General features: G+C 71.9%; 8 protein-coding genes and 1 pseudogene. 4 read left to right on the plus strand and 5 right to left on the minus strand.

Going from position 1 to position 12,831, the window contains the following annotated elements; genetic code table 11:
• Window positions 1-6 precede the first annotated feature (6 nt).
• The 3 genes from cydB to RMT89_RS06570 all read left to right on the plus strand — a co-directional run bounded on the left by cydB (window position 7) and on the right by RMT89_RS06570 (window position 5,772).
• A complete protein-coding gene (cydB, locus tag RMT89_RS06560; protein ID WP_315882960.1) occupies window positions 7-1,011 on the plus strand; it encodes a cytochrome d ubiquinol oxidase subunit II in 1,005 nt (334 codons plus the stop codon).
• Window positions 1,012-1,070: 59 nt separating this feature from the next.
• Window positions 1,071-4,559 (plus strand): thiol reductant ABC exporter subunit CydD, encoded by a 3,489-nt coding sequence (gene cydD, locus RMT89_RS06565; RefSeq protein WP_315882961.1) that lies wholly within the window; start codon window positions 1,071-1,073, stop codon window positions 4,557-4,559.
• 166 nt (window positions 4,560-4,725) lie between these two features.
• A complete protein-coding gene (locus tag RMT89_RS06570) occupies window positions 4,726-5,772 on the plus strand; it encodes a M23 family metallopeptidase (RefSeq protein ID WP_315882962.1) in 1,047 nt (348 codons plus the stop codon).
• Here the strand turns inward: RMT89_RS06570 and RMT89_RS06575 are convergent, their stop codons facing one another.
• Entirely contained in the window at window positions 5,773-6,660 is an 888-nt protein-coding gene (locus RMT89_RS06575) for a Cof-type HAD-IIB family hydrolase (RefSeq protein WP_315882963.1), read from the minus strand. It lies immediately after the preceding gene.
• An 87-nt stretch (window positions 6,661-6,747) separates the two neighbouring features.
• Window positions 6,748-6,882 (minus strand): annotated as a pseudogene (locus RMT89_RS06580) (LLM class flavin-dependent oxidoreductase); the annotation flags it as partial.
• A gap of 191 nt (window positions 6,883-7,073) precedes the next feature.
• On the opposite strand from RMT89_RS06580, the gene RMT89_RS06585 reads away from it, so the two are divergent.
• Window positions 7,074-7,997 (plus strand): LLM class flavin-dependent oxidoreductase, encoded by a 924-nt coding sequence (locus RMT89_RS06585; protein ID WP_315882964.1) that lies wholly within the window; start codon window positions 7,074-7,076, stop codon window positions 7,995-7,997.
• Window positions 7,998-8,055: 58 nt separating this feature from the next.
• Here the strand turns inward: RMT89_RS06585 and RMT89_RS06590 are convergent, their stop codons facing one another.
• The 3 genes from RMT89_RS06590 to RMT89_RS06600 all read right to left on the minus strand — a co-directional run bounded on the left by RMT89_RS06590 (window position 8,056) and on the right by RMT89_RS06600 (window position 12,759).
• Window positions 8,056-8,340 (minus strand): SHOCT domain-containing protein, encoded by a 285-nt coding sequence (locus tag RMT89_RS06590; protein WP_315882965.1) that lies wholly within the window; start codon window positions 8,338-8,340, stop codon window positions 8,056-8,058.
• Between the two features lie 352 nt (window positions 8,341-8,692).
• A complete protein-coding gene (locus RMT89_RS06595) occupies window positions 8,693-9,925 on the minus strand; it encodes an SWIM zinc finger family protein (protein WP_315882966.1) in 1,233 nt (410 codons plus the stop codon).
• On the minus strand, window positions 9,922-12,759 hold the full coding sequence (locus RMT89_RS06600; RefSeq protein WP_315883005.1) for a DEAD/DEAH box helicase: 2,838 nt from the start codon (window positions 12,757-12,759) through the stop codon (window positions 9,922-9,924). Before RMT89_RS06600 ends, RMT89_RS06595 begins: the two co-directional genes overlap by 4 nt.
• Between the last annotated feature and the right edge of the window lie 72 nt (window positions 12,760-12,831).

Genomic DNA, 12,831 nt, shown 5'->3' on the forward strand with positions numbered 1-12,831 from the left:
ACAGTCATGGAACTGCACGACGTCTGGTTCGTCCTGATCGCCGTCCTGTGGACCGGCTACTTCTTCCTGGAGGGCTTCGACTTCGGGGTCGGCATCCTCACCCGGCTGCTGGCCCGGAACCGGCCCGAGAAGCGGGTGCTGATCAACACCATCGGTCCCGTCTGGGACGGCAACGAGGTGTGGCTGCTCACCGCCGGCGGCGCGACCTTCGCCGCCTTCCCCGAGTGGTACGCGACTCTCTTCTCCGGGTTCTATCTGCCCCTGCTGATCATCCTGGTCTGCCTGATCGTCCGGGGCGTGGCCTTCGAGTACCGGGCCAAGCGGCCCGAGGAGAACTGGCAGCGCAACTGGGAGACCGCGATCTTCTGGTCCTCGCTGATCCCGGCGTTCCTGTGGGGTGTGGCCTTCGGCAACATCGTGCGGGGCGTGAAGATCGACCAGGACTTCGAGTACGTCGGCACCTTCTGGGACCTGCTCAACCCGTACGCCCTCGTCGGCGGTCTGGTGACGCTGACGCTGTTCACCTTCCACGGTGCCGTGTTCGTGGCGCTGAAGACCGTCGGGGACATCCGGGAGCGGGCGCGGAAGCTGGCGCTTCAGGTCGGCCTGGTCACGGCCGTGCTCGCGCTGATCTTCCTGATGTGGACGCAGGTCGAGAACGGGGACGGGCAGAGCCTGGTCGCGCTCGTCGTGGCCGTGGCCGCGCTGGTGGCGGCGCTGGTGGCCAATCAGGCCGGGCGTGAGGGCTGGGCGTTCGCGCTGTCCGGCGTCACCATCGTGGCCGCCGTGGCGATGCTCTTCCTGTCGCTCTTCCCGAACGTCATGCCGTCCTCGCTCAATGAGGAGTGGAGCCTGACGGTCACCAATGCCTCGTCCAGCCCGTACACCCTGAAGATCATGACCTGGTGCGCGGCGATCGCCACGCCGGTCGTGCTGCTGTACCAGAGCTGGACCTACTGGGTGTTCCGCAAGCGGATCGGCACGCAGCACATCGCAGAACCCGCACACTGAGTCCGCTTTGGGGCATGTTTCACGTGAAACATGCCCCCTGAGAAGAGGGTGTGTTTCACGTGAAACCGATCGACCCGCGACTGCTCCGCCACGCCCGCGCCACCAGGCTCTTCCTGCTGGCCGTCGTCGGCCTCGGGGCGGTCGGAGCGGTGCTGGTCATCGCCCAGGCGATGCTGATCGCCGAGGTGGTGGTCGGCGCGTTCCAGCACGGGCTGTCGGTCGGTGAACTCCGCACTCCCCTGCTGCTGTTGGCGGCCGTCGCGTGCGGGCGTGCTCTGGTCGCCTGGCTCACCGAGCTCGCCGCGCACCGGGCGAGCGCGGCGGTGAAGTCGGAGCTGCGGGGGCGGCTGCTGGAGCGCGCCGCCGCGCTGGGCCCGGGGTGGCTCGGCGGACAGCGGACCGGATCGCTGGTCGCCCTCGCCACCCGCGGGGTCGACGCCCTCGACGACTATTTCTCGCGCTATCTGCCGCAGTTGGGGCTCGCGGTGGTGGTGCCGGTGGCGGTGCTCGCGCGGATCGTCACCGAGGACTGGGTCTCGGCGGCCATCATCGTCGGAACCCTCCCCCTCATCCCGGTCTTCATGATGCTGATCGGCTGGGCGACCCAGTCCCGGATGGACCGTCAGTGGCGGCTGCTGTCCCGGCTGTCCGGGCACTTCCTGGACGTCGTCGCGGGGCTGCCGACGCTGAAGGTGTTCGGCCGGGCCAAGGCGCAGGCCGAGTCGATCCGCCGGATCACGGGTGAGTACCGGCAGGCCACCATGCGGACCCTGCGCATCGCCTTTCTGTCCTCCTTCGCGCTGGAGCTGCTGGCCACGATCTCCGTCGCGCTGGTCGCCGTGACGATCGGCATGCGGCTCGTCCACGGAGAGATGGACCTCTACATCGGTCTGGTCATCCTGGTGCTCGCGCCCGAGGCGTATCTGCCGCTGCGCCAGGTGGGCGCGCAGTACCACGCGGCGGCCGAGGGTCTGGCGGCGGCCGAGGAGATCTTCGCCGTGCTGGAGACGCCGGTGCCGGCGTCGGGGAGCGCGGAGGTGACGTCGGGTGCCCTGGCCTTCGAGGACGTGACCGTCCGCTACCCCGGCCGGTCCGGGGACGTCGTGTCGGACGTGTCCTTCGTCATCGCACCCGGGGAGACCGTGGCGCTCGTCGGGCCGAGCGGCGCGGGCAAGTCGACGCTGCTGAACGTGCTGCTGGGATTCGTGCGGCCCGCCGAGGGGCGGGTCCGGATCGGCGGCGCCGACCTCGCGGAACTGGATCTGGAGCGGTGGCGGTCGCGGATCGCCTGGGTGCCGCAGCGCCCGCACCTCTTCGCGGGCACCATCGCCGAGAACGTCCGCCTGGCCCGCCCCGGCGCCGACGACACCGCCCTGGCGCGAGCGTTGGAGGACGCGGGGGCGCTGGAGTTCGTCGCCGCGCTGCCCCAGGGCGCCGACACCGTGCTCGGTGAGGACGGCGCCGGGCTGTCCGCCGGGCAGCGACAGCGGCTCGCCCTCGCCCGGGCGTTCCTCGCGGACCGGCCGGTGCTGCTGCTCGACGAGCCGACGGCCGCGCTGGACGGGGAGACCGAGGCGGAGGTCGTGGCCGCGGTGCGACGGCTGGCCGTGGGCCGTACGGTCCTGCTGGTCGTGCACCGGCCCGCGCTGCTGGGGATCGCGGACCGCGTGGTCCGGCTGGCGCAGGCCGCCGTGCCCGCTCCGGCGACCGCGGCCGTCTCCAAGGCGCCCACGGTCCACGCCATCGAGGAAGCGGCGGCCGAAGCTCCCGCCGTCGAGGCGGAGCCCTCGAAGACCGCGGGTGGCGTCCTCGCCCGCGTCCGCGCGATGTCCGGCGCCCGCCGGGGCCGGCTCGCCCTCGCCCTGCTGCTCGCGAGCCTCGCCCTCGGCAGTGCCGTCGGTCTGATGGCCACCTCCGGCTGGCTGATCTCCCGGGCCTCGCAACAGCCGCCCGTGCTCTACCTGATGGTCGCCGTGACAGCGACGCGCGCCTTCGGTATCGGACGGGCCGTCTTCCGGTACGCGGAGCGGCTGGTCTCGCACGACGCCGTCCTGCGGATGCTCGCCGACACCCGGGTCGCCGTGTACCGGCGCCTGGAGCGGCTCGCGCCCGCCGGACTGCGCACGGCCCGGCGCGGCGACCTGCTGTCACGACTGGTCGCCGACGTGGACGCGCTCCAGGACTACTGGCTGCGCTGGCTGCTGCCCGCCGGTGCCGCGACCGCCGTGTCGGCGGTGTCCGTCGGGTTCACGGCCTGGCTGCTGCCGGAGGCCGGTGCGGTGCTCGCCGTAGGACTGCTGGCGGCCGGTGCCGGTGTCCCGCTGCTCACCGGTGCCGTGGCCCGGCGCGCCGAGCGCCGACTGGCCCCCGCCCGAGGGGTGCTGGCGACCCGGGTGACCGATCTGCTCACCGGAACCGCCGAGTTGACCGTCGCCGGCGCCCTGCCCGCCCGTACCGCCGAGGCACGGCGGGCCGACGGGACGCTCACCCGGATCGCCTCGCGCGCCGCCACCGCCACCGCGCTCGGCGACGGGCTCACCGCGCTGCTGTCCGGCCTGACGGTTGCCGCCACCGCCCTCGTGGGCGCCCAGGGCGTCGCCGACGGACGGCTGAGCGGGGTCGCGATGGCCGTCGTGGTGCTCACCCCGCTCGCCGCCTTCGAGGCGGTCCTCGGACTGCCGCTCGCCGTGCAATACCGCCAGCGGGTGCGCAGAAGCGCCGAGCGGGTCTGTGAGGTGCTGGACGCGCCCGAGCCCGTACGGGAGCCGGAGCGGCCCCGGCGGGCGCCCGCCTCGCCCTTCCCGGTCCACCTCAAGGGCCTGACCGCCCGTCATGCCGGGCAGGGCCGGGACGCGCTCGCCGGGCTCGACCTGACCCTGGAGGAGGGCCGACGGATCGCCGTGGTCGGGCCGTCCGGCTCCGGCAAGACGACACTGGCCCAGGTGCTGCTGCGCTTCCTGGACGCGCGGACGGGCGGATACACGCTGGGCGGCGTCGACGCGTACGCCCTCGACGGCGACGACGTACGGCGGCTGGTGGGGCTGTGCGCGCAGGACGCGCACCTCTTCGACAGCTCGGTGCGCGAGAACCTGCTCCTCGCCAAGAAGGACGCCGGCGAGGACGAGCAGCGGGACGCCCTGCGGCGGGCCCGGCTGCTGGAGTGGGCCGACGGACTGCCCGACGGGCTCGACACGCTGGTCGGCGAGCACGGGACCCGGCTGTCCGGTGGGCAGCGGCAGCGGCTGGCGCTGGCGCGTGCGCTGCTCGCCGACTTCCCCGTGCTGGTGCTCGACGAGCCCGCCGAGCATCTCGACCTGCCCACGGCCGACGCGCTCACCGCCGATCTGCTGGCGGTCACCGAGGGCCGTACGACCCTCCTCATCACCCACCGGCTGGCGGGACTTGAGGCTGTCGACGAGGTCGTCGTCCTCGATCAGGGACAAGTCGTGCAGCGCGGTTCCTACGCGGAGCTCGTGGCGGTGGACGGGCCGTTGCGGGCGATGGCGGAACGGGAGGGGGAGGCGGACCTGTTGGTGGCCGTGGGGTAGCGGATTCGACCCCGCATCGGCGAGCACGGCGGCGGCATGACGGTGGTGTCGCAGGCGCCCCCCGAGCGCTCCGGCAGAGCCCCGCTGGTCCGTCCGGACCAACCGTTCCCCCACCCGTACGACTTGAACAGGACCGTACGCCCCCGCCCGGGACACGATCGTTGACATGCGCTCATCTCGCCGTCACCCGCTGCTCGTTCCGGCGCTGCTGTGCGCGCTCGCCGTGCTCGCGGCCCGCCCCACCGCCGCAGCCGACGCGGACAGCGACTCCGGACTCAGCGCCGAGATGGCGCGGCTGTACGAGGACGCCGCACTGGCGACGCAGCAGTACGAGGCGGGGCGGCGGGAGGCGGAGGCGCAGCGGGCGCGGGCCCGCAGGCTGGAGGCGCTGCTCGACCGGCAGCGGCGGAAGATCGGGGTTCTGCACGAGGATCTCGGCCGGATCGCGCGCGCCCAGTACCGCAGCGGCGGCGGGATTCCGGCCGCCGCGCAGATCATCCTCGCCGACAGCCCGGACGAGCTGATGCGCGGTCAGCATGCCTTCTCGCGGACGAACCTGGCCGTCAACAACGCCATCGAGAAGAGCCTCAGGGCCGAGGCACGGCTCGCCGCGGACGAGGAGAAGGCCGCAGCGGCCTGGCGGGCCCTGGACCAGCGCACCACCGAGCTCGCCGATCTGAAGAAGGACATCGAGGGGAAACTCGAAGAGGCCCGCCTGCAGTTGCAGGGCCGCGCCGATGCCTCGGTGGCGGCGGGGTCGTGCCGGGGCGCGGTACGGCTCGACCAGCCGGGGACCCAATTCAGCAGCCGCTGGGTGGCGCCCCTGGAGACGTACGAGCTGTCCGCGTCCTACGGCAGTGGTGGGCAGCGCTGGGCGCGGGGGCACACGGGACAGGACTTCGCGGTGCCGATCGGCACTCCGGTGCGGGCGGTCGGTGCGGGACGGGTGGTGCGGGTGTCCTGTGGCGGGCCCTTCGGCATCCAGATCGTGCTGGAGCACGCGGGCGGCTACTACACGCAGTACGCGCATCTCGCCGCGGTCGCCGTGGACCAGGGCGAGCGGGTGGATGCCGGGCAGTGGATCGGCCAGTCCGGCACCACCGGCAACTCCACCGGACCGCATCTGCACCTCGAGGTGCGGGTCACCCCGGAGACGGGATCGGCGGTCGACCCCTCGGCCTGGCTGGCGGCGCGGGAGGTGAACCTCGGGTAGTCACCCGTGCTCGGCCAGCAGCCGCTCGATCACGACCGCCACCCCGTCGTCGTTGTTGGCGACCGTCCGCCCGGAGGCTGCGGCGATCACGTCCGGGTGGGCGTTGCCCATCGCGTAGGACCGGCCGGCCCAGGTGAGCATCTCGACGTCGTTCGGCATGTCGCCGAAGGCGACGACCTCCTCGTGCGAGATCCCGCGCTCGGCGCAGCACAGGGCCAGCGTGCTGGCCTTGGAGACGGCGGGGCCGCTGATCTCCAGCAGGGCGCTGGGGCTGGAGCGGGTGACGTTGGCGCGGTCGCCGATGGCGAGGCGGGCCAGGGTGAGGAAGGCGTCCGGGTCGAGGTCGGGGTGGTAGGCGAGGATCTTGAGCACCGGCTCGTCGGCGTGCGGGGCGTCCTCGGCGAGCAGCCGCTCGGCGGGCGCCAGGCTGTCCGGGATCTCCATGTGCAGCTTCGGATAGTCCGGCTCCTGGTGGAAGCCGTACGTCTGCTCGACCGCGTAGACCGTGCCGGGCGCCGCGTCCCGCAGATGGCGTACGGCGTCCAGGGCGTTCTCCCGGGCCAGCTCGCGCACCATCACGAACCGGTGGGCGCCGGGGCCGCCGTGCAGGTCGACCACCGCGGCGCCGTTGCCGCAGATCGCCAGGCCGTGACCGTGGACATGGTCGCTGACGACGTCCATCCAGCGGGCGGGCCGGCCGGTGACGAAGAAGACCTCGATGCCCGCCTCCTCGGCGGCGGCGAGGGCCGCGATCGTCCGCGGGGAGACCGACTTGTCGTCCCGCAGCAGAGTGCCGTCGAGATCGGTGGCGATCAGCCGGGGCGGGAGGGCGGCGGCCGGGGTCTCGGGCTGTCGAGTCGCTGAGGTCACCGGGCCATTGTCCCGCATATGCCCGCACGCCCGTGCGGGAGTGTGCACATCTGAAGGGGAAGGGCCCTCGCGTCTGGTGGGAAGGGCCCTCACCTGTGCTTCGGCTCAGCCCAGCTGGGCCGTCGCCTCCATCGCGATCTGCTCGAAGATCTTCTCGTCCACGGCGAAGTCCGAGTCCGGGACGGGCCAGTGGATCACGATCTCGGTGAAGCCCAGCTCGCGGTGGCGGCCCGCGAAGTCCGACGCCTCGAAGTAGCTGTTCACAAGGTAGCTGTGCGTACACAGGGGGCCACCGTGACGTATGTGCACCCGGCAGACCAGGCGGGAACCGGAGCAGCAGCACCAAGGCGGTGGTCCGACGTGCGCTGAGGGTGGGCGGCTCTACGACGAGCGTCCCGGACGCATCGAGGGGCCCCGTAGGCTTGTGAGCCATGAGTATGCGCCTGAGCACCGTGATCCTTCCGTACCGCCGCTGGCATGAGGGGGGCCGTGCCGCATGGCAGCGTGCGGAGGAGCTCGGGTTTCACACCGCATACACCTACGACCATCTCTCCTGGCGTTCGTTCCGGGACGGCCCGTGGTTCGGTGCGATCCCGACGCTAACGGCTGCGGCGGGCGTCACGGAGCAGATGCGTTTGGGCACCCTCGTCACGTCGCCTAACTTCAGGCACCCGGTGAACCTGGCCAAGGAGCTGATCTCGCTCGACGACATCTCCGGCGGCCGGGTCACACTGGGTGTCGGAGCTGGCGGCAACGGCTTCGACGCCACCGTGCTCGGCCAGGAGCCGTGGACCCCGCGCGAGCGTGCCGACCGATTTACCGAATTCGTGCCGCTGCTTGACCGGCTGCTGACTGAGGACGGCACGGAGGGCGTTTCGTACGCTGGCGACTTCTACTCGGCGCACGAAGCGCGCAACATTCCCGGCTGTGTGCAACGCCCGCGCCTGCCGTTCGCAGTGGCCGCGACTGGCCCACGTGGGTTGCAGCTTGCCGCGCGTTACGGCCAGGCGTGGGTGACTACAGGCGACCCCAAGTTGTATGAGAGGGGTACGCCTGAGCAGTCCCGGCGGGCCCTGCGTGACCAGGTCGAGAAGCTGGGCAAGGCGTGCGCGGACCTCGGCCGCGACGTCGATGCCATGGACAAGGTCCTGCTCACGGGGTTCACTCCGGACCGAGGCCGCCCCCTGGAGTCAGTTGATGCCTTCGTCGACTTCGTCGGCAAGCACCGGGAGCTTGGCTTCACCGAGATCGTCATTCATTGGCCGATCCCGGACTCGGACTTCGCCGCGGACACGCGCATTTTCGAGCAAATCGCCACGGAGGCGGTTAAGCAGCTGGAATCAGGATCCTTCTGAAGCGGCGACCAGTTTGGCTTACTATTTGAGGTTGCCATTCTTGAATCGCGTCAAGGTTTCAGAGGTTACCTCGAAGAATTCGCGCCTTGGCTTCGGAGAACTCTTCATCGGTCAAGTGGCCATCGGCGTGAAGTGACGCCAACTTGGTAAGTTCATCGGCAACGCTAGTCGTAGCTTCAACGGCGTCTGTCGATTGCCCATTGACCTGGACCCGTGGTTGAGCAGGGGGCCGTTCGCTTTCCGCGCGCAACGCGTGGGGTCTGCTGGCCGCACTGAGCGGACAGCGAACCTCGGGGCTGTCGGATGCCGAATGGTCAAGAATCACGAGGCGGCTGAGGAACATGACCGCGCACGACGCGCTTTCTGTCGTACGCCTTGGTGAATTGGTGCGCGCCAGCCTCGATTCTTCCAAAGGCTGGCATCGTCGCGATGGTCGGCTGGCTGCCCGATATGTCCCGTGCCGTGTCGGGGCTGGCCGTCGCGTGAGATGGCGTCCCGCCAAGTGGCACGACGCGGGACGCGACCATCCTCAACACCCTGCCTGGCGCGCGCTGCGAGAGGACACCGTCATGGCTGACGGCCAGTCCGCCTACGCGTTCCTCTCGCCGCCATGACGATCACCCTGCGCGGGAACCTGCAGGTCAGGATGTGATAGGCGAAAACGGCTTGACTGACGTGAACTTGGTCCCCTCGGCTCACTGGCGCTGCTGCCAGACCGCGGTGAGCGCGGCAACGGGGTCGGGGTCGGCCGGTACCGCGGGCCACCATTCACCGTCGTCATCCTGGAGGTAGGGGTACCAGCGGGCGTCGGGGCCCAGGCGCAGCTGGATGCCGTGGGCGGTGAGGGTGAGGCGGTTGCGCCAGGCCCTGAGGGGGACGTGGGCGTCGGTCATCTCGGTGAGGGCTGTGGTCAGTGCGGTGCGGGCCGCTGCCATCGCCGACGGGTCGGGGGTGTGGGGTTGTTCGGCGACGGTGAGGCCCATCGCGCCCCCGTGGCGCCAGGCGCGGGTGAGGCGGGCGAACGCGGTCGGTTTGGCGCCGGTGTTCTCGATCAGGCGGTGGAACCACTCGGGTCCGGGGCCGCTCGCGGCGATCCGTACCGCGTCCTGGTGCTGGGTCAGGTGCAGGCTGGCGGTGTCGCCCGCGAGGAGCCGCGTGGCGCGGGCGGCGACGTCGGTCATGAGGCGCTCCAGGTCCGTGGTGGCCAGGCCGCTACCGGATGGCGGGGTGACGGGGAGCGCGACGGTGTGGATGGTCGGTTCGGGGGCGCCGGGCAACTCGTGGGCGTGTTCGGCCCAGCGGGTGTACGCGGCGGCGGCCGGGATGCCGGTCGAGGCCGGTGGACTCACGGTCTCCTGGGTTGCCGTACGGCGTGCGCGCAGCTGGACGAGGACCTCCTCGCGGCTGCGGCCGCGCAACGCGAAGAGGACGAACGGGTCGGCGTCGATGGTGGCGGCGATGGTGTAGCAGAGGGCGGCGGCGTGTTTGCAGGGGTATCCCCAGTCGGGGCAGGAGCAGTCCGGGTCGAGTTCGGTGGGCTGCGGCAGCAGGGGGACGCCTGCCTGGCGGGCGTCGTCGACGAGTTCGGCGGGCATCTCGCCGTCGAGGAGCGCGGCGAGATGCCCGGCTCGGGCCGCGATGGTGTCGAGGAGGGTGTCCCACTGGGCGCCGGTGAGGACGGGCAGGTGGACCGAGGAGCGGTACGGGCGCGGCCGGCTTCCCTGGACAGCTGCCTTGACCTGGCCCGGGGCCACGGTGGTCGCGCCGACCATGCCCTTGCGGGCGTAGGTGCGTCCGCGTGACAGGCGCCCGGCGTCCAGGGTGGAGTCCTCCAGGGCCGCCACCCACGCCTGGCCCCACCATGTCGCGGCGAAGGCACGCCTGCCGCGGACGGGCGCGCGGCGCGGGCCGGGGACCGAGGGGCTCATGACTGCCTCCCGAGGGCGACGAGTTCGGCGAGGTCGGCGTCGGACAGTTCGGTCAGAGCGGCCTCGCCGGAACCGACCACGGCGTCGGCGAGCGCGCGTTTGGATTCCAGCAGCTTCGCCACCTTGTCCTCCACGGTGCCCTCGGCGATGAGCTTGTGTACCTGGACGGGCTTGTCCTGGCCGATGCGGTAGGCGCGGTCGGTGGCCTGGTCCTCGACGGCCGGGTTCCACCAGCGGTCGTAGTGCACGACGTGGGTGGCGCGGGTGAGGTTGAGTCCGGTGCCCGCCGCCTTCAGCGACAGCAGGAACACCGGCACTTCGCCGCGCTGGAAGCGTTCCACCATCTCCTCGCGCCGCAGGACGGGGGTGCCGCCGTGCAGGAAGAGGGTGGGGGTGCCGCGTTCGGCGAGGTGCTTCTCCAAGAGGGTCGCCATCTGCTTGTACTGGGTGAAGACCAGCACCGACTCGCCCTCGGCGGTGATGGTGTCGATCAGTTCCTCGAGCAGGTCGAGCTTGCCCGAGCGGCCGCGCAACGGATTGGACTGGCGCAGGTACTGGGCCGGGTGGTTGCAGATCTGCTTCAGCGCGGTGAGCAGCTTGAGCACCAGGCCGCGGCGGGCGATGCCCTCGGATTCCTCGATCTTCGCCATGGTCTCGCGGACCACCGCTTCGTACAGGCTGGTCTGCTCGGCGGTCAGTGAGACGACGCGGTCGGTCTCGGTCTTGGCCGGCAGTTCGGGCGCGATGCCCGGGTCGGACTTCCTGCGGCGCAGCAGGAAGGGACGGACGAGACGGGACAGGCGCTCGGCGGCCTCGGGGTCCTCGCCGGCCTCGATGGGGCGGGCGTGCCGGTCGCGGAACGCGGTGAGCGAGCCGAGAAGTCCGGGGGTGGTCCAGTCGAGGAGCGCCCACAGTTCGGAGAGATTGTTCTCCACGGGGGTGCCGGTGAGGGCGACGCGGGCGCGGGCGGACAGGGCACGCAGTTCACGGGCGGTGACGGCGTAGGGGTTCTTGACGTGCTGGGCCTCGTCGGCCGCGACCAGCGACCAGGCGGTCTCGGCGAGGACTTCGCGGTCGCGGCGCAGCACCCCGTAGGTGACCAGGACGATCTCGTCGCCGGCCAGGTCGTCGAGGTGTCGGTCGCCGCCGTGGTAGCGACGCACGGGGATGGACGGCGCGAACCTGGCCGCCTCGCGCTGCCAGTTGCCGAGCAGGGAGGCGGGGCAGACGACGAGCGTGGGGCCCGCGGTGGCGGGGTCGGTCTGGCGGTGCAGATGCAGGGCGAGAAGAGTGATGGTCTTGCCCAGGCCCATGTCGTCGGCGAGGCAGCCGCCGAGGCCGAGTTCACACATCTCGGCCAGCCAGGCCAGGCCCCGCTTCTGGTAGTCGCGCAACATGGCCTTGAGCGCGGCGGGCTGTGGGGCGGGGGTACGTGACTCGGGATCGCGGATACGGGCGACGAGGTCGCCGAGCGCGCCGACCGCCGCACAGGGGATCGGCTCGCCGTCCCTTTCCACCTCGCCGGTCAGCGCGGCGCTCAGCGCCTCCATGGGGGTGAACGGTTCCATCCGACGGCGCCTGGCGCGGGCCACCAGCTTCGGGTCGGCGACCACCCACTGGTCGCGCAGCCGGACGAGGGGGCGGCGGGTCTCGGCGAGGGTGTCCATCTCGGCCTCGGTGAGCGGCTCGCCGCCTAGCGAGACCTGCCAGCGGAAGTCGAGGAGGGCGTCGGCGTCGAGGAGGCCGCCCGCGCTGGAGCCGGGGGCGGTGCGCTGCCCGATCTCCGCGGTCGCGGTGAGTGCCTTGACCAGCTCGCGAGGCCAGTGCACGTCGACACCGGCCGCGCGCAGCGCGTCCGTGGCGTCACCCAGCAGCTCGAAGGCTTCGTCGTCGGTCAGCCGGAGCTGATCGGGAGCGGCGTCCTTCAGCAGCCGCTGGAGCGGTGGCCAGGCGCGGGCGCCGCGGCGCAGCGCGAGCAGCGTCTCCATCTCGGCGCGCGGGCCGAGCAGCCGTTCCACTTCGGCCGGTTCGCTCCACAGCCGTGCGGCGTCGATGACCAGTGCCGGATCCGCCGCGGTGTGCAGTTGCAGGACCGCCCGGAACTGCCGGCGCCGCCCCTCGGGCAGGTCGACGCGCAGTGAGACGCCGACCTCGGCGGTGAACGCGGCGGCGGTCTCCTCGGCCCACTCGCGCAGGGCGGGCACGGCACGCGCCTCGCGCCTCGCGTACGGCAGCGCTCCCACCGCGAGCGGCGCGGCCGGGGTACGAACCAGTTCGTCCGCGACCGCGTCGCAGAACTGGCGTACCAGCGCGGCCGGTTCGGTGATCCGCAGCGGTGCCGGGCCGGGCTCGGGCAGGCAGTGGGCGTGGGGCGGGAACGCGGCGGCGAGGGCGTCCAGAGTCTGCCGCTGGTCGGCAGTGAAGGGACCTGCCTGCCAGCTGTCGTAGCCGGCGGGGGTGAGGGCCGGGTGGACACGGCCGTCGGCGAGCAGCCGCAGCCCGAAGCGGACGGCGGCCTGCCAGGCCGCCGCCGACGGATGCGGTGGCTGTGCCCCGGTCAGGGCGGCAACGGCGAGAGCGACGGGCAGCGCGTAGCCCTCAACCTTGCGCCGCCTGACCGAGCGGCCGTGCGGCAGCACCAGCTCCACCGCCTCGGCCTCGACACCCGCTGGTGCCATGCCATCCCCGTCGGCTGCTCCGGCGGGCTGCCACAGCAGCAGTCGGCCGAGGCGGGCGGGCTCGCCAGGCAGAAACACCGCCGCCCAGCCGCCGTCGAGCAGACCCCGCGCCCAGGCGGCCGACTCCGGTGCGGCCAGTGGCGGCACGCTCCTCATGCCGCTGCCCGGCTCCCGTACGACGACTCGTGCCACTCTCTTTCCCCCATCGTTCTGCGAGCGAGCCGGACC

Source organism: Streptomyces sp. P17 (genome assembly GCF_032436805.1).
Taxonomy (GTDB): Bacteria; Actinomycetota; Actinomycetes; order Streptomycetales; family Streptomycetaceae; genus Streptomyces.

Coding starts and splice junctions, on each gene's coding strand:
- cydB (WP_315882960.1), top strand. CDS start 7: ATGGAACTGCACGACGTCTGGTTCGTCCTGATCGCCGTCCTGTGGACC.
- RMT89_RS06570 (WP_315882962.1), top strand. CDS start 4,726: ATGCGCTCATCTCGCCGTCACCCGCTGCTCGTTCCGGCGCTGCTGTGC.
- RMT89_RS06575 (WP_315882963.1), bottom strand. CDS start 6,660: ATGCGGGACAATGGCCCGGTGACCTCAGCGACTCGACAGCCCGAGACC.
- RMT89_RS06585 (WP_315882964.1), top strand. CDS start 7,074: ATGAGTATGCGCCTGAGCACCGTGATCCTTCCGTACCGCCGCTGGCAT.
- RMT89_RS06590 (WP_315882965.1), bottom strand. CDS start 8,340: ATGTTCCTCAGCCGCCTCGTGATTCTTGACCATTCGGCATCCGACAGC.
- RMT89_RS06595 (WP_315882966.1), bottom strand. CDS start 9,925: ATGAGCCCCTCGGTCCCCGGCCCGCGCCGCGCGCCCGTCCGCGGCAGG.
- RMT89_RS06600 (WP_315883005.1), bottom strand. CDS start 12,759: ATGAGGAGCGTGCCGCCACTGGCCGCACCGGAGTCGGCCGCCTGGGCG.